Annotated in this window: 16 protein-coding genes; 10 read left to right on the forward strand and 6 right to left on the reverse strand. The window is 40.1% G+C overall.

Going from position 1 to position 16,014, the window contains the following annotated elements:
* Window positions 1-171 precede the first annotated feature (171 nt).
* The 4 genes from fldA to PHAL_RS0117115 all read right to left on the reverse strand — a co-directional run bounded on the left by fldA (window position 172) and on the right by PHAL_RS0117115 (window position 2,080).
* Window positions 172-699: a flavodoxin FldA gene (fldA, locus tag PHAL_RS0117100; protein WP_016709653.1), complete on the reverse strand. Its 528-nt coding sequence runs from the start codon at window positions 697-699 to the stop codon at window positions 172-174.
* A gap of 14 nt (window positions 700-713) precedes the next feature.
* The gene (gene ybfE, locus PHAL_RS0117105) at window positions 714-992 is read right to left on the reverse strand and encodes a LexA regulated protein (RefSeq protein ID WP_016709654.1); all 279 of its coding nucleotides are present in this window, start codon (window positions 990-992) and stop codon (window positions 714-716) included.
* A 2-nt stretch (window positions 993-994) separates the two neighbouring features.
* The gene (locus PHAL_RS0117110) at window positions 995-1,216 is read right to left on the reverse strand and encodes a DUF2788 domain-containing protein (protein ID WP_016709655.1); all 222 of its coding nucleotides are present in this window, start codon (window positions 1,214-1,216) and stop codon (window positions 995-997) included.
* Between the two features lie 99 nt (window positions 1,217-1,315).
* Complete coding sequence (locus PHAL_RS0117115) at window positions 1,316-2,080, reverse strand: alpha/beta fold hydrolase (protein ID WP_016709656.1); 765 nt, start codon at window positions 2,078-2,080, stop codon at window positions 1,316-1,318.
* Between the two features lie 141 nt (window positions 2,081-2,221).
* Between PHAL_RS0117115 and seqA the strand changes: the two genes are divergently transcribed.
* The 7 genes from seqA (at window position 2,222) to PHAL_RS0117150 (ending at window position 10,088) form a co-directional block, all read left to right on the forward strand.
* Window positions 2,222-2,809, forward strand: coding sequence for a replication initiation negative regulator SeqA (gene seqA / locus PHAL_RS0117120; protein WP_016709657.1), 588 nt, complete (start codon window positions 2,222-2,224; stop codon window positions 2,807-2,809).
* 10 nt (window positions 2,810-2,819) lie between these two features.
* The gene (gene pgm, locus PHAL_RS0117125) at window positions 2,820-4,457 is read left to right on the forward strand and encodes a phosphoglucomutase (alpha-D-glucose-1,6-bisphosphate-dependent) (RefSeq protein ID WP_016709658.1); all 1,638 of its coding nucleotides are present in this window, start codon (window positions 2,820-2,822) and stop codon (window positions 4,455-4,457) included.
* A 73-nt stretch (window positions 4,458-4,530) separates the two neighbouring features.
* Window positions 4,531-5,583 carry a succinylglutamate desuccinylase gene (astE, locus tag PHAL_RS0117130; protein ID WP_016709659.1) on the forward strand — a complete coding sequence of 351 codons (1,053 nt, stop codon included), beginning with the start codon at window positions 4,531-4,533 and terminating at the stop codon, window positions 5,581-5,583.
* A gap of 248 nt (window positions 5,584-5,831) precedes the next feature.
* Complete coding sequence (locus tag PHAL_RS0117135) at window positions 5,832-7,046, forward strand: thiamine pyrophosphate-dependent dehydrogenase E1 component subunit alpha (RefSeq protein WP_016709660.1); 1,215 nt, start codon at window positions 5,832-5,834, stop codon at window positions 7,044-7,046.
* On the forward strand, window positions 7,046-8,023 hold the full coding sequence (locus PHAL_RS0117140; protein ID WP_016709661.1) for an alpha-ketoacid dehydrogenase subunit beta: 978 nt from the start codon (window positions 7,046-7,048) through the stop codon (window positions 8,021-8,023). Before PHAL_RS0117135 ends, PHAL_RS0117140 begins: the two co-directional genes overlap by 1 nt.
* Before the next feature lie 8 nt (window positions 8,024-8,031).
* Window positions 8,032-9,597 (forward strand): dihydrolipoyllysine-residue acetyltransferase, encoded by a 1,566-nt coding sequence (locus PHAL_RS0117145; protein WP_016709662.1) that lies wholly within the window; start codon window positions 8,032-8,034, stop codon window positions 9,595-9,597.
* A 131-nt stretch (window positions 9,598-9,728) separates the two neighbouring features.
* The gene (locus PHAL_RS0117150; RefSeq protein ID WP_016709663.1) at window positions 9,729-10,088 is read left to right on the forward strand and encodes a DUF805 domain-containing protein; all 360 of its coding nucleotides are present in this window, start codon (window positions 9,729-9,731) and stop codon (window positions 10,086-10,088) included.
* A 64-nt stretch (window positions 10,089-10,152) separates the two neighbouring features.
* Here PHAL_RS0117150 and PHAL_RS0117155 read toward each other — a convergent pair whose 3' ends face one another.
* Window positions 10,153-11,325 (reverse strand): putative manganese transporter, encoded by a 1,173-nt coding sequence (locus PHAL_RS0117155; protein ID WP_016709664.1) that lies wholly within the window; start codon window positions 11,323-11,325, stop codon window positions 10,153-10,155.
* Window positions 11,326-11,394: 69 nt separating this feature from the next.
* Window positions 11,395-13,020 (reverse strand): M28 family metallopeptidase, encoded by a 1,626-nt coding sequence (locus PHAL_RS0117160; protein ID WP_016709665.1) that lies wholly within the window; start codon window positions 13,018-13,020, stop codon window positions 11,395-11,397.
* 108 nt (window positions 13,021-13,128) lie between these two features.
* On the opposite strand from PHAL_RS0117160, the gene PHAL_RS0117165 reads away from it, so the two are divergent.
* From PHAL_RS0117165 to PHAL_RS0117175, 3 genes are read left to right on the forward strand one after another with little or no spacing between them, the layout of a single operon-like run.
* Complete coding sequence (locus PHAL_RS0117165) at window positions 13,129-13,938, forward strand: DUF3025 domain-containing protein (protein WP_016709666.1); 810 nt, start codon at window positions 13,129-13,131, stop codon at window positions 13,936-13,938.
* Window positions 13,935-14,723, forward strand: a complete 789-nt coding sequence (locus tag PHAL_RS0117170; protein WP_016709667.1) for an ABC transporter ATP-binding protein — start codon at window positions 13,935-13,937, stop codon at window positions 14,721-14,723. The genes PHAL_RS0117165 and PHAL_RS0117170 overlap by 4 nt, the downstream gene beginning before the upstream one ends.
* Window positions 14,716-15,924, forward strand: a complete 1,209-nt coding sequence (locus tag PHAL_RS0117175) for an ABC transporter permease (RefSeq protein ID WP_016709668.1) — start codon at window positions 14,716-14,718, stop codon at window positions 15,922-15,924. The genes PHAL_RS0117170 and PHAL_RS0117175 overlap by 8 nt, the downstream gene beginning before the upstream one ends.
* Window positions 15,925-16,014 lie beyond the last annotated feature (90 nt).

The following is a 16,014-nucleotide window of genomic DNA, read 5'->3' on the forward strand; positions in this document are numbered from 1 at the left end:
TAAATTTGGTTATACTAGACACCTTACAAAGATGCACACGACACATTAGCAATGATAAGAATAACGTGCCTAGTCATTAAGTGCAAAGATCAATTGCTAGAATTACTTATAAAAAGTGTATTTGGCAATCAAGTGCTACTATTTTAAGCAAAATCTAGCAATAAAGTGCATTTAATCAGCAAGTTCACTTAAACACATTTCTTCATATACTTGTGCAGACCACGCTTTTACGCGTTGTTCAGTAAGCTCTGGTTGACGGTCTTCATCAATACCTAATCCAACAAAGTGGGTATCATCAGCCATGCCTTTAGATGCTTCAAAATCATAACCTTCGGTAGGCCAATGACCTACAACAATTGCACCACGCTCTGTAACGATATCATTTATCATTCCCATTGCATCGAGGAAGTATTCAGCATAGTCTTCTTGATCGCCACAGCCAAAGATAGCAACAAGTTTGCCTTCAAAATCAATTTCTTCAAGTTCTGGGAAAAAATCATCCCAATCACATTGCGCTTCACCATAATACCAAGTCGGGATGCCAAATAAGATTAAATCAAATTCTGCTATCTCTTCTTTAGAGCTTTTAGCAATATCATGTACAGCCACAAGCTTTTTACCCAACTCTTTTTGGATCATTTTAGCTACGTGCTCTGTGTTACCTGTGTCACTTCCGAAAAAAATACCTACACTTGCCATGAATTTAAAACCTTTTATCTATCAATAGCCAATCTTTCTTGTAAAATAGTTTCAATCAGCGCACTACGGCTAATATTCTGTGCATCGGCCATATCGCTTAACGCTTGATATAACTGCGATGAAACTTTAAATTCCACACGCTTTAAACCACGTGCTTTATCTCTTTTTATTTGATTACGTTTATTTACCTTTAACTGAACTTCCCTCGGAAGGGGATTCGTTTTCGGTCTGCCGGGGCGCTTTTCGTATTCAAATAAATCGAGTGTTGTTCTATCGGTTTCAGATTTAGCCATGGTTAACCCACACCCGCACCTTGCCAAAACACTTGAATAAGTCCTTTAGCGATAAAACCAGAGCACCCTAAAAAGAGTACAAGCCATACAATATAGCGGCCAAACTTAGGTACATTGCCTTTTTTAAGTACATCTTGAATAGCCATACCAATAAAAAAGAACACACCGGCTAAGCCAAAATACAACCCAAGGGTATCAAATTCGTTAATTAACTGACTGACCATCAACGTATAACCTTTAAATTAAACGGCGCGTACTATAGCATATAAAATCGCAATAATTTAGTGCGCGTAGTCAAAAATAGTGGATTAAATTTAGCTTTATTATGCCATTAAAAATGCACTGATTGACTTATTAACCGCCGCTGGTTTTTGTGCATGTAACCAATGGCCCGCACCATGTATAACTTTTGCTTGGGCATTTTTAAATTGCGCCATAATTGCATCACGGTATTCAGGCAATATATAGTCAGAATCGTTCCCTTTGATAAACAAAGTATCGCATAAACAAGAATCATTTGCTTTAATATTTGCTAGTATATTACTATATTTTTCACTCAAAGCAGCTAAATTAAATCGCCATTGCAATTGGCCATGTTGGTCTTTTGCGTAGCTTTTTAATAAAAACTGGCGAACACCTAACTCAGGGATGAGCGGTTCCATGAGTGTGTCGGCCTGTTTACGGTCATTAACAGCGTGTTGTTGTACGCGTTTTAACGCCGCAATAATATCGTTGTGGCGACTTTTGTATGCCACAGGTGCAATATCTAATACCACGAGTTTATTGACTACTTCGGGGTTTAAATGTGCAATTTGCATAGCCACTTTGCCGCCCATAGAGTGACCGACTAAGTGAGCTTTATTGATGGATAAATGGGCCATTAAATTCAGTACGTCGGCTGCCATACTTGGGTAGTCCATTACGTCACTGTGTGGTGACTGACCATGATTACGTAGATCAATATTGGTTATTGTAAAATTTTCGGCTAATGATTTAGCAATAACATTTAGGTTTTCCAGTGAACCAAATAGGCCATGGATCAAAATTACATGTGGGCCTTGGCCCGTTTGTTTGTAATTTAACAACATCAACGTATCCAAAAATATTTAATCAAAAGTGCGCTTAGTTTGCCTAGTGAAATAACAAATTGCAAAACATAGAGAATTAAATCAGGTTTGGGTATAATCTCAAAGGAATAAAAAAATGTGACCCGTAACGACAGGAATAACATGAAAAAAATTGACATAGACGACGAGTTATATCAATACATTGCAAGTAATACACAAAGTATAGGCGAAAGCGCTTCAACTATTTTACGTCGTTTGTTAAATATTCACGACGAGAATGATTTAGTCGTAACAGAAAAACCACAGAGCCCTACAGCACCAGCAAAGAAAGCTGATGCTGCCTCAAATATACAGTCATCTGATACGACTTCGGTAACAGATACTAAAAAGCCAGTAGCTGTCACGCCTCAGCGTGCAAATGTTTTTAATATACTGAATAAAGAAGAGCTGGCGATGCAAAAAGGGGTCGTAGGGCGCTTTTTGTTTATCCTTTCTGCGTTACATCGCACCCATAAAGCCGATTTTTCGGCAGTGCTTGATGTACAAGGGCGTGATCGTGTTTACTTTGCAACTAGTAAAGAAGCACTGGTAAATAGTGGTAGTAGCATGAATCCAAAAAATATCACGGATAGTGAATATTGGGTCATGACTAATTCAAATACTACCCGTAAGAAAATGATGCTACATGAAGTGGCGCTTGGCTTAGGTTATAGCGCTGAACAAGCTGAAAAAATTCGAGACTACTTATAAAGGAAATGTAATGGCGATTCATTCCGGTGCAGGGAAACCTGCAACACAATCAGATTTAGTAAATGTACCAAAATTAGTGTCGGCTTATTATTTAAATGAACCCGATTTAGAGCAGAATCCTGAACATTGTGTTGCCTTTGGTACCTCAGGTCACCGAGGGTGTTCGTATGATGTGAAATTCAATGAATCTCATATCCTCGCCATTACTCAAGCAATTTGTGACTACCGAAAGCAAAATAATATTTTTGGCCCGCTTTATTTAGGTAAAGATACCCATGCATTAAGTGAAGCCGCGTATAATTCAGCTATTGAAGTGTTGGTTGCTAATGAAGTGCAAGTGATCACTCAAGAAAATGATGACTTTACACCGACCCCGGTAATTAGTCATGCTGTTGTTTGTCATAACAAATTGCATCCACATGAACTTGCCGATGGGATTGTTGTTACTCCTTCACATAACCCACCTGAAGACGGTGGCTTTAAATATAACCCACCTAATGGCGGTCCAGCTGATACAGATGTCACTAAATGGATTGAAGATAGAGCAAATCAATTATTACTTGAAGACTTAGTTGAAGTTGAACTGTTTCCATTTGCTAAAGCATCACGCTCTGGTTTTATAAAATACCAAGATTTAATGACACCATACATTGAAGATTTAATAAATGTGGTCGATGTTGCAGCGATAAGCAAAGCAAAAATAAAAATTGGTATTGATCCCTTAGGTGGTTCAGGTATTAACTTTTGGCCAGTTATCGCCAAAAAATTTAATTTAGACTTAACGGTCGTAAATAATCAAGTTGATCCACGCTTTGCCTTTATGCCTTTGGATAAAGACGGTAAAATCCGCATGGATTGTTCATCTCCTTATGCAATGGCAAATCTTATTGCCCTCAAAGACGATTTTGACCTTGGTATCGGTAATGACCCTGATTATGACCGCCATGGTATTGTAACCCCAGATGGCTTAATGAATCCGAATCACTTTTTAGCGGTGGCAATTGATTACTTATTAAATCATCGTAATTGGTCCAAGGATGTGCAAATTGGTAAGACGCTTGTTTCAAGTGCCATGATTGACAGAGTGGTTGCTCGTAATAATTGCCAAGTACAAGAAGTGCCCGTCGGTTTCAAGTGGTTTGTTGAAGGCTTGAGCACGGGAACACTCGCATTCGGTGGTGAAGAAAGCGCAGGGGCGTCATTCCTACGTTTTGATGGAACGGTGTGGGATACTGACAAAGATGGTTTTATTATGGGCTTATTAGCAGCTGAAATTTTAGCTGTGACTGGTAAGACACCCTCTGCTCTTTATAAAGAACTTGAGCAAGAATTTGGTGCGCCAATTTATAAACGTATTGATGCGCCAGCAAATGCTGTGCAAAAAGATCGTCTCAAAGCGCTTAGTGCTAAAGACGTTACTGCTGATACATTAGCTGGTGAGCCAATTTTACAAAAGCTAACCCATGCACCTGGTAACAATGCAGCAATTGGGGGTTTAAAAGTCGTTACGGAAAATGGCTGGTTCGCAGCACGTCCTTCTGGAACAGAAGATATATATAAAATTTACCTTGAGTCATTCAAAGGTGAAGCGCACTTAGCATTACTTGAAAAAGAAGCTAAAAAATTAGTTGATTCAGTGATCAGCTAATCATCAATTTGTTAAAGAAACGGCTGATTTATTCAGCCGTTTTTGTATTTACTCCACACAAAAGGCGATTTTAATGTCAGCCACAACACACTATATTAATGATTTTAAACAAACCGGTGACTTTTTAACCCTTAGCCGTGCTAATGAGTGGTACTTAGCGCCTAGTGAATTTACATTAGCAAACGGTACCCAAGTTAATGTACATGATACAGGTGTTATAGAGTTTCAACCGCAATCAGTGAGCACGAAAGATATCGTACTGTCGAGTGCTATTCATGGTAATGAGACTGCCCCTATTGAAATTTGTGATGTGCTTATTAAGCAGATAATCACCGGCGAGTTGGTGTTAATGCAAAGGGTGCTGTTTATCTATGGCAACCCGCAATCAATCAATATTGGTAAACGCTTTGTCGAAGAAAATTTAAACCGTTTGTTTAATGGTCATCATACTGTTGATGGTATTGAAATGAATAGAGAACGTGAGCGTGCCGCAAAGTTAGAAGGCTATGTAAGTGACTTTTTTAACCGGGGTGGGGAAGATCGTATTCGCTGTCATTATGATCTACACACTGCCATTCGTGGCTCAAAAAATGACAAATTTGCAGTTTATCCATTTTTACATGGGAAGCCATGGAAAAAATCACAGCTACAATTTTTATTAAGTTGTGGTGTCAATACCGTGCTGATGATGAAATCCGCAGCAACAACATTTAGTTATTATTCATCGTTCGTGCATAATGCTGATTCATTTACGGTAGAGTTAGGGCAAGTTAAACCATTTGGTGAAAATGACATGAGCCGCTTTGCTAAAACTCGCGACACGTTATCTGCATTAATTAGTCAAAATGAAGTTTCATATAAAGATTTTAATGCAAATGATTTTGAGCTGTTCGAGGTCCACAGGTCAATTAATCGTACGGCACATAACTTTTCCTTTCCTTTCTCTGATGATGCAGAAAACTTTACTGGCTTTAGTAAGGGCGAGTTGTTAGCAACCGATGGCGACCTATGTTACTACGCTGATGTTGAGGGGGAAGCAATTATATTTCCTAACGCAGATGTTGCTTTAGGACAACGTGCCTTATTGACAGTAATCCCATTACACTTAACAGACAATATTATTTAAATAGCGCCATAAAATTAGTTAACTATATGATTGTAATGGATTTATTTTATTGTATAGTTAACTTTCCAGTCCCTGTCTCGCCAATTCAGTTTGTTTCGTCTATGATTAGTTGAATAACATCTTACGTTAACGTAAAGTGTCGATAGATTTAATTTAAATACAGTGTAATTTCTGCAAACTTTAACCAGCAGAATTCATCAATAATAACAAGCGATTTGCACTGTTTTGACAACGAAAGAAGGTAGGTTATGAGTAATCCAAATAACGTATCGCTGAATATCAGTCACGATCTTGAATTTATTGACGGTCATGCGCTGAATATTCCGACCTTGAGTATTTTAAACGAGGATGGCGATATCCACCACGGTGCAACAGCCCCTGATATAGATGAAAGCACTGCGCTGCGATTATACGAAACCATGCGATTTATTCGTGCGCTTGATGAGCGTATGCAGGCAGCTCAACGTCAAGGCCGTGTAAGCTTTTATATGCAATGTTTGGGTGAAGAGGCTGCGGTTACTGCATCCGCTGCTGCACTTGATCAAGATGATATGATCATGGCGCAATACCGTGAGCAAGCTGCGTTACATTATCGTGGATTTACCCTAGATCAGTTTATGAATCAAATGTTTTCAAATGAGCGTGATCTCGGTAAAGGCCGCCAAATGCCAATTCATTATGGTAGTGCTGCGCTTAATTATATGACCATTTCGTCTCCACTTGGTACGCAAATCCCACAAGCGACCGGTTATGCTTATGGCCAAAAAATTAAGCATATTGACCCCCAAACTGGTGAGTTAAATTCAGCAATTGATAACATCACTATTTGTTATTTTGGTGAAGGTGCCGCATCGGAAGGTGACTTCCATGCAGGCTTAAATATGGCTGCGGTACACAAATCTCCTGTTATATTTTTTGCCCGCAACAACGGCTATGCAATTTCTACTCCGGCAGATGAGCAGTTTAAAGGCGATGGGATTGCATCTCGCGGTGTGGGGTATGGTATTAAAACGATCCGTGTTGATGGAGCCGACGCTCTTGCAGTTTATGCAGCCACAAAAAAAGCACGAGATATTGCCACCACGACTGGCGAGCCAGTACTCATTGAATCTATTGCATATCGTTTAGGTGCGCATTCAACATCAGATGATCCAAGCGGCTATCGCTCAAAAGATGAAGAAGCGAATTACCAGGCATGTCCAATTGAGCGCTTTCGTAAATGGTTAGTGAAACAAAACTGGCTTAATGAAGAAGAAGACGTTAAAGCGAAAGAAACAATTCGTGAAGATATTCTTGCGGCATTAAAGCGCGCAGAAGTAATAGCAAAGCCGCCTTTAGAAGAGTTGGTATCAGATGTTTATGATACACCAATTCCTTCATTACAACGCCAATATGAGCAATTAAAAAATCACATTAAGCAACACCCAGATGCCTACCCAGTGACAGCAGGGAGAATTAAGTAATGGCTAAAATGAATATGTTACATGCAATTAATTCAGCCCTTGATATCACCATGGCTGAACACCCGCAAGCATGTATTTTTGGTGAAGATGTTGGCTATTTTGGTGGTGTGTTTCGTGCAACCTCAGGCTTACAAGAAAAATATGGCCAGCACCGCGTATTTAACACGCCACTTACTGAACAAGGTATTATGGGGTTTGCCAATGGCTTAGCTGCATTTGGTGCACCGGCACTTGCTGAAATTCAGTTTGCTGACTACATCTTTCCAGCATTTGACCAAATAGTGAATGAATCAGCTAAATTCCGTTATCGCAGTGGTAATGAATTTAATGTGGGCAACCTTACTATTCGTACTCCTTACGGTGGCGGTATAGCGGGGGGATTATATCACTCACAATCACCTGAAGCGTATTTTGCGCATACACCTGGGCTTAAAATTGTGGTCCCGCGTAACCCATACCAAGCAAAAGGTTTGTTACGTGCTGCGATTAAAGATGATAATCCAGTTATTTTCTTTGAGCCGAAACGATTATACCGTGCATCGACTGGTGAAGTACCAGAAGAAGATTACAGCATTGAACTTGGTAAAGCTGAAGTTGTGACTGAGGGGACAGATGTAACACTGCTGGCGTGGGGCGCACAGATGGAGATCATCGAAGATGCTGCAAAACGTGCTAGCGAGCAAGGTATCAGTTGTGAAGTAATTGATTTACGCAGCATTTTACCGTGGGATATGGAAACTATTGCAAAGTCTGTAACCAAAACAGGGCGTTTAATTGTTAGCCATGAAGCGCCAATTACCAATGGGTTTGGTGCTGAAATCGTGGCGACGATTCAGCAAGAATGCTTCTTACATTTAGAGTCACCTATTTTACGTGTCTGTGGCTTAGATACCCCGTATCCTTTAGCGCTTGAAAAAGAATATGTACCGGATGCATTAAAAGTACTCGCTGCAATTAAGCAATCGGTCGAATTTTAGGAGTTATCATGGCAAAAGATTTTATTTTACCGGATATCGGTGAAGGCATCGTTGAATGCGAAGTGGTTGAGTGGCTGGTCGCCGAAGGTGACACAGTAACTGAAGATCAACCTATTTGCGATGTAATGACAGATAAAGCGCTGGTGCAAATTCCTGCAGTACATGATGGTGTTATCACTAAACTATATTATGCAAAAGGTGATATTGCTTTAGTACATGCGCCGCTTTTTGCAATGGATGTGGCGGGTGAGACTAGCGCTGAGCCAGAACAACAAGTAGCTCCTAGTGAAACAGCAGCTAGCAGCAACAGAACTGAGCAACTCGAAGATTTTATTTTACCTGATATCGGTGAAGGGATTGTTGAGTGCGAAATTGTTGAGTGGTTAGTCAATGAAGGCGATGTTATAGAAGAAGATCAAGCCGTTTGTGATGTAATGACAGATAAAGCATTGGTGCAGATCCCTGCAAAATATACAGGGACTGTTGTAAAACTTTATTATGCTAAAGGGGATGTTGCGCAAGTACATAAACCACTTTTTCAAATGTCGATCGCGGGTACTCACTCAGCTAAAGTTGATGTTAGTGACGCACTCGTTAAAGCACAAACAAAAGCCGTTGAACCTAAAGCGACAGTGCGAGAAGCAGCCGCGCAACAAGTTAATCAAAAAGCAGTTGCTTCACCTGCAGTCCGACGTAAAGCACGGGAACTTGATGTTGATTTAACCACAGTTCCTGGCAGTGGAAAAAATGGGCGTATTTACAAAGAAGACATAGAACGCTTTGTTAAAGGTGAAGTACCAAACAGTATTGATACTTCGCCATTGCAAGTTGAAACAGCTGCTGTAAATACAAGCAATTCTATCGAAAGTGATACACGCGTTGAGCCAATCAAAGGTATCAAGGCTGCGATGGCTAAGCAGATGGTGGCGTCTGTGAGTACTATTCCTCATTTTACGTTTTGTGACGAAATTGATTTAACGGCGTTGATTAGATTGCGCTCTGAGCTTAAAGAGCAGTATCAGCAACAAGGTATTAAATTGACTATGATGCCGTTTTTTATCAAGGCGTTATCTCTTGCAATGAAAGAGTTTCCAGTCTTAAACTCAAAAGTAAATGACGAGTGTACAGAGCTTACTTATTTTGCTGATCACAATATTGGTATGGCGGTTGATTCAAAAATCGGTTTGCTGGTGCCTAATATAAAGCAATGCCAAACAAAAAGTATTGTTGACGTGGCGAATGAAGTTACGCGATTAACGGATGCAGCAAGAGAAGGGCGTGTTGCTCCGGATGATTTAAAAGCTGGTACTATTAGCATTTCTAATATTGGTGCAATTGGTGGCACGATAGCAACGCCAATTATCAACAAGCCAGAAGTAGCGATTGTAGCATTAGGTAAGTTACAGCATTTACCACGCTTTGATGAGCAAGGTCAGGTTGTAAGTAAGGCTATTATGCAAGTCAGTTGGTCTGGCGATCATCGAGTGATTGATGGTGGCACAATTGCACGTTTTAATAACCTCTGGAAGTCGTATTTAGAGAACCCAGCCAAAATGATGATGGCAATGAGTTAACTTTAAATAGACTTATTTTAAAACCAGCTTAATGCTGGTTTTTTGTTTTCATATTGTTGCTTTTTCTTTATCATGTTGTTGTCTCTAAAAAGCGACACCCGTCAGGGAATTAAAAAAATTAAGGAGTTAATATGGAATACTTTATGGAAGCAATGCGTCGTTACGCCGATTTTAATGGCCGTATTCGTCGTAAAGCTTATTGGATGTTTATTTTATTCAATGTTATTTTTTCGATTGTAACAGGTGCAGTCGATTATTTTACAGGAACAGCCATTGTTGGAACAATTTATAGCTTGGCTTTATTGATCCCTCAACTAAGTGCAGGTGCTCGTCGTCTTCATGATACGAACCGTTCTGGCTGGTGGCAGTTACTTTGGCTTGTGCCAATAGTAGGTTGGATTGTATTGATTATTTTTCTTGCGCAGGACTCGCAAGAGGGTGAAAACGATCACGGTGCTAATCCAAAAGAGCTTGATTTGCAAAGTTCATAAAAGTATTTAGCACCATATTTAATGTTTAAGCTCAGCAATTGCTGAGCTTTTTTATAGCCAAAATTTAAAGGCCATAAAAATATAAACCATAGCCCACAAGTATTGCTGGCACTGCAGAATATATCGTCGCGACGAAGGCTGCGCGCGGTGCCATGGCTATTGCAGGGAAAAGCGCATCGCCATCATTTGATATGGCATTCGCTGCGAGGGCGCTAAATGGAATGATCCCTTGAATATAAAGAGTAGTAACAACTATTTGCGGGCCACAACCAGGTAAAAAACCAATCACTACGGCAATTAAAGGGGCTAAATACGCATAATGGGCAAACCAGGCTTTTAGATCTACTCCGGCAAAAGTAATTAATATTTCAAATAACATAAATGATGCGACCACCCAAGCTGTTACAAAATGAGTATCCTGCAGCACTTTATACAGCTTTGATGGGGGGGAGATAGTCTCTTCTTCAGATGTAACTTCTTGGTAGCTTTGCCCTTTAGAAGAGAATGCCCACGTTGCTACAGCAACTAGCGCCATAGCCGCACCAAACAGCGTAATTGAATCTGCCAACAGGGTATTTAAGCTATTAAAGTCAGTATTAATAGCGATCATAATTGCAATTATTACACTCGGGATCAACACAACTTGCCAGATAGACTTACTCATTATTAACGCTTTACTTGGCTGGCTAAGGCAGTCATCCGTATAGTCATTTGGTGCAGGTCGTAGGTGATCAGGCTTATGTAGTGCATTAACTAAGCTGCCACTAACGATACCCACGCTTAGGCCAATAAACATGATAAGCAACCCTTCAACAGGTTTAGTTGCTAATAATAAAAATGCGGCATCTCCCATAGTTGCAGTTAACACTGCTACGACAGAGCCAAAGCTAGCTTGTCCTTTGGTAAATTGTGTGACGACTATTATTGCACCACCACAGCCTGGTAATGCACCGAGTAATGACGCAAAGCTGACCTCTAATAGCGGTGATTTTTGACTTAAGTAACCCAATTCCAGTTGGGGAAGCCGATCGATAACGTAGTAATAAATAAACAAGGTGGCTGCAACAAATACACTCACTTGAAAAAAAGCATCACTCATTGCTGCGAGTGTGAGTGTTCTCATAGGGGAGTACGCTAAACAGACTAGCAGAAATAGAGGCAATAAAAGCCGTTTATTACTCATAATAAATTGTGTGGAAGTGGGTAAACTTATTTTGGGAAGTGAGAGTGAAAACATAAGTGCAACCTAAAAATTATCTAAGTTGCACTTTAGATTTAAATCAAATGAAAATCAATATCATTTACATTATTTTCTTTGGAATTCAGAATTTTTATTCCAAGTAGGCCAAGTTGCTTGCTCTGAAATATCAAAACCAACTTGATAAAATAATTGTAAGTCTTGCACAGCACCAGATAAATCCCATTCATCACGGTATCTGTCACATGGTTGATGATAGCAACCACGAAGTACTAAGCTCATACGTTTGCGGTAATTCGCCGTTTCTTCATCAAGTGCTTCACTGCCGCCGCCCGCATACATGGCTGGAATACCCATATTTGCAAATGCAAAGTGATCTGAGCGGTAGTAACCCCCTGATGACGGCTTAGGATCACCTGACACTGTACGACCTTGTGCTTTAGCCGCGACTTCTAAGAGAGTGTCCATTTCAGATTTACCAAGGCCGACAACACTGATATCTTTTACTTTGCCCAATAAATTTAGGCTGTCCATATTGATATTCGCAACAGTTTTATTTGCTGGTATTACAGGGTTTGCAGCATAATACTTCGAGCCTAATAAGCCTTGCTCTTCAGCTGTAACAGCTAAAAACGTCATTGAGCGGCTAGGATGCTTAGGTAGACTTGCAAACGCTTCTGCAACTTCAATTAAGCCTGCAGTACCGGTGGCGTTATCATGTGCGCCATTATATATTTGGTCACCTTTGCGGGTTTTATCTGTGCCTAAGTGATCCCAGTGAGCTGAATAAACAATGTGCTCATCGGCTTTTTCGCTACCTGGTAAAGTGGCAATAAAGTTATACGAAATAGATTTCTTAATGGTGTTTTTAACAGCCACAGACGCAGTTAGATCACCCATATCAACATGATAAGCACCTTTAGCGGCATTGGCTTTAGCTGTATCAAAATCTAACCCCGCCTTAGTGAATAACTCTTTTGCAACGTCTGTAGTTACCCAGCCTTCAACAGCAACTCTGTCCATGTTGTTATTTTCTTTTTGAAAACCAAACTGCTCACCACTCCATGAATTTTCTACTACAGACCAAGGGTATGATGCTGGCGCAGTTTCATGGATAATAATCGCACCTGCAGCGCCTTGACGACTCGCTTCTTCGTATTTGTACGTCCAGCGGCCGTAGTAAGTCATGGCGTCACCAGTAAAAAGCGCAGGATCTTTTGTCGCAAAACCTGGATCGTTAACCAGCATAACAACCGTTTTGCCTTTCACATCTAAGCCTTCATAATCGTTCCAGTTATATTCTGGTGCATTTACACCATAACCGACAAAAACAAGCTCAGAGTCTTTAATACTTTGTTGTTCACTAATGCGGCTGCTGCCCATTACCATATCTTTCTTATATTGGTAATCTTTTCCGCCAATATTAAGTACCATATCTGAATCAGCTTCTAGAGAAACTAACGGCACTTCTTGTAAAAAGCTATCACCGTTACCAGGTTGAAAACCAAGTTTTTTAAATTCTGTTGTTAGATACGCGAGTGTCAGTTCTTCACCTTTAGAAGAAGGCGCACGGCCACCAAATTCATCTGAGGCGAGTACTTTTATATGCTCAGCTAATTGTTGAGCATTTATCGAATCATAACCTTTGCTAACATCATCAGAGGTAAGACTTGTTGTTGCACATCCTGCAAGTACTGATGTTGCAAGGAGTGTAAGAGAAAAATAACGTTTCATAGTCGCTCTTTTTTTGTTTTAAGTGTGCTGAGTATAAGAACTTCTATTAAATAGAACCAGTTTTTGCGGTAAACTCCCCCTAAAATTTCTGTAAAGCTAAAGATACTCATGAAGCGTTTTACTCCCCACGAACAATGGCATAGCGCCAGCTTAGAAAGTGGCGCATTTAACCACTTAAATACATTGTTTGCTTTGCAATGTTTACCTGATTGGCCTGCGTGTGCGTGGTTTTCATCCTTTTTAGATGCTAAAAATGCGAACCAGCAAGTTATTCGCTTTGTGGACGATGCCTGTTTTAGTGAGGAAGAGCGCTACTATGAGCAAATCATTTTTGATACGGGTAAAGTGCCTACGCGCCAGCAAAATTGGCATGATCTATTTGGTGGCTTGATTTGGTGTTTGTTTCCGAAAACTAAAGCGTTAATTAATCAACGCCATGTGGAAGAAATTGCTATTCATGGTACAAAGCAGCGCTCAAAGCACCGTAATGCGCTGACCTTGTTTGATGAATGTGGTGTGGTACTTGCGGTGTGTGATGATGTTTGGCCGCAGTTACTTAAAAATCACCAGTGGCAAGACGCATTCGTTAAACACAGAGCATTATGGGGTAAAACTATTACGCCCTTTATGTTTGGTCATGCAAATTACGAAATGCTAACTAAACCGTATATTGGTTTAACGGGAAAAGCATTATTTGTAAAAGTGCCAAATGACATATTTTGTAAAGATTTAACCCAGCAGTATCAGTATATTGATCAAACGCTTTATGAGATGATTAAGCATGATAACTGTTTAAGGGACAACAGCCAGCTTTCACCGTTACCTTTACTGGGGGTGCCTGGTTGGTATGACAACAATAACCCCGAATTTTATAGTAATACGGATTACTTTAGACCGAAACGAAGGATACGAACATGATAGAAGTATCAGGGCTTAAAAAGAAATTTAAGCTGACTAAAGATCATAAAAAAAATAAGCTTGATAAAATTGATCCACGCGAAGACAAAGACTATTTTCATTCAGTTACTGATGTTAGCTTCTACTGTGCCCAAGGCGAAGTGCTGGGCTTACTCGGGCCTAATGGGGCTGGTAAAACCACTACGTTAAGAATGATCTCAACGGCGTTAAAGCCTGATGCTGGAAGCATTCACATCGGTGGTGAAAATATCATTAAAAATCCACTGTTTGGCCGTAAATCTATCGGTTTTTTATCGGGCAGTACCGGTTTATATGGCCGTTTGACCGTTAAAGAGAACATTGAATACTTTGCGAAATTGCATGGTATGAGCAAAGCCGCTATTAGCTCTCGCTGTGACGAGTTATTTGATTTACTCGATATGCATAGCTTTATTGATAAACGTGCAGAGAACTTATCTACCGGAATGAAGCAAAAAGCGAATATCGCGCGTGCTGTTGTCCATCATCCGGCAGTGGTGGTACTGGATGAACCAACCACTGGTTTAGACATTATGACGACACAAACCGTGATTAACTTTATCAAAGGATTAAAAGCGCAGGGCACCCCCGTTATTTTCTCAACACATCACTTAGACGAAGTTGCATTATTGTGTGACCGTGTCGCAGTGATCAACGAAGGAAAAAGTTGCTTTGATGGCAGCCTTGAGGAATTTAAAAAAGTAGGCAAGAGTGACGAATTGAATCAAGCATTTATGAACATTCTAACGGAGAAAAGTGATGTTTGAAGTATTTAAAAAGGAAATAACAGAACTACTGCGAGATAAAAAAACCTTAATTTTTATCGTTGCATTACCCGTTGCAATTTTTCCGCTGCTATTTGCTGTTATGGCATTTATTAGCTCACAAGCAGCCCTTGAGGCAGAGCAAAAAGTACATACCTACGCCATCATTAATGGTCAATATGCGCAGTCATTTACTGATAAAGTGTTTTATCATAAAAGTTTTGAGCTCTATAAAGGTGAACAGACCTTTACAAGCGTTGAAGAGCTTAGCGAAGCAGTAAAAGCAGGCATTATAGATATGGGGATTTATTTACCTTCGGATGCCAAACAAACGCTAGATGATGCGAAGCAAAGCCAGTGGCAAGTGGTTTATAACGATGCCAAAACAATCAATTTTTTATTCGACCGAGTAAAAGAGTTGGCCGAAGAGTTTGGTAATAACTTACGCGCACAGAAATTACTTAGCTATGGTATCGATGAGCAGCAGCAACAAGCCATCATTGCACCAATTAAGGTAGTTAAAGTTGATACCGCAGATAAACGCGAGAATTTAGGTGAGAAAATAGGTGGCTTTATTCCATATTTACTTATTCCATTAGTGTTAATGGGGGCAACTTACCCTGCAATAGACTTAGGCGCGGGTGAAAAAGAACGCGGTACGTTAGAAACGTTACTACTGACACCAATAACGCGTACGCAACTAGTTTTAGGAAAGTTTATAACTTTGCTGGCAGCGTCAATCGCAACCACCACAATCACCGTGTTGAGTATGGGGATTTGGATCAGTATAGCGATCACTTTTGTTGATTTAGCTGTTGTTAAAACGGCATTTAGCTCGTTGCGGGTGTTAGATCTTGCTTTAATATTTATAATATTACTCCCCGTTGCCGCTATATTTTCGTCCCTTGCATTAGCAATTTCAATTTATGCACGTACATTTAAAGAGGCACAAAATTACATGACTCCGCTCAGCATGGGGGTGATCTTTCCTATCATAGTGGCACTATTACCTAATATTGAGCTCAATGCTAAAACAGCTTTTATTCCTGTTACGAATGTGGCATTAGCAATCAAAGAAATCATCAAAGGTACTATTGATTACACTTTGTTAGGCTTAATTTTCTTAGCTACAGTCGTTGTCGCTGGTGCACTATTGGCATTTTGTGTTAAATGGTTTAACAAAGAAGCCGTATTGTTTAGATAGTATGAGGCTTAAAAATGGCGGTATTACCGCCATTTCTTTTATAAACAGGCTTACTTATTGAGCACAAAAGCTAGCCAGTTTTACCCCACC

Source organism: Pseudoalteromonas haloplanktis ATCC 14393 (genome assembly GCF_000238355.1).
Lineage (GTDB): Bacteria > Pseudomonadota > Gammaproteobacteria > Enterobacterales > Alteromonadaceae > Pseudoalteromonas > Pseudoalteromonas haloplanktis.

Bases quoted from the DNA above. Each gene is read 5' to 3' on its own strand.
- fldA (WP_016709653.1), bottom strand. From the start codon at position 699: ATGGCAAGTGTAGGTATTTTTTTCGGAAGTGACACAGGTAACACAGAG.
- ybfE (WP_016709654.1), bottom strand. From the start codon at position 992: ATGGCTAAATCTGAAACCGATAGAACAACACTCGATTTATTTGAATAC.
- PHAL_RS0117110 (WP_016709655.1), bottom strand. From the start codon at position 1,216: ATGGTCAGTCAGTTAATTAACGAATTTGATACCCTTGGGTTGTATTTT.
- PHAL_RS0117115 (WP_016709656.1), bottom strand. From the start codon at position 2,080: ATGTTGTTAAATTACAAACAAACGGGCCAAGGCCCACATGTAATTTTG.
- seqA (WP_016709657.1), top strand. From the start codon at position 2,222: ATGAAAAAAATTGACATAGACGACGAGTTATATCAATACATTGCAAGT.
- pgm (WP_016709658.1), top strand. From the start codon at position 2,820: ATGGCGATTCATTCCGGTGCAGGGAAACCTGCAACACAATCAGATTTA.
- astE (WP_016709659.1), top strand. From the start codon at position 4,531: ATGTCAGCCACAACACACTATATTAATGATTTTAAACAAACCGGTGAC.
- PHAL_RS0117135 (WP_016709660.1), top strand. From the start codon at position 5,832: ATGAGTAATCCAAATAACGTATCGCTGAATATCAGTCACGATCTTGAA.
- PHAL_RS0117140 (WP_016709661.1), top strand. From the start codon at position 7,046: ATGGCTAAAATGAATATGTTACATGCAATTAATTCAGCCCTTGATATC.
- PHAL_RS0117145 (WP_016709662.1), top strand. From the start codon at position 8,032: ATGGCAAAAGATTTTATTTTACCGGATATCGGTGAAGGCATCGTTGAA.
- PHAL_RS0117150 (WP_016709663.1), top strand. From the start codon at position 9,729: ATGGAATACTTTATGGAAGCAATGCGTCGTTACGCCGATTTTAATGGC.
- PHAL_RS0117155 (WP_016709664.1), bottom strand. From the start codon at position 11,325: ATGTTTTCACTCTCACTTCCCAAAATAAGTTTACCCACTTCCACACAA.
- PHAL_RS0117160 (WP_016709665.1), bottom strand. From the start codon at position 13,020: ATGAAACGTTATTTTTCTCTTACACTCCTTGCAACATCAGTACTTGCA.
- PHAL_RS0117165 (WP_016709666.1), top strand. From the start codon at position 13,129: ATGAAGCGTTTTACTCCCCACGAACAATGGCATAGCGCCAGCTTAGAA.
- PHAL_RS0117170 (WP_016709667.1), top strand. From the start codon at position 13,935: ATGATAGAAGTATCAGGGCTTAAAAAGAAATTTAAGCTGACTAAAGAT.
- PHAL_RS0117175 (WP_016709668.1), top strand. From the start codon at position 14,716: ATGTTTGAAGTATTTAAAAAGGAAATAACAGAACTACTGCGAGATAAA.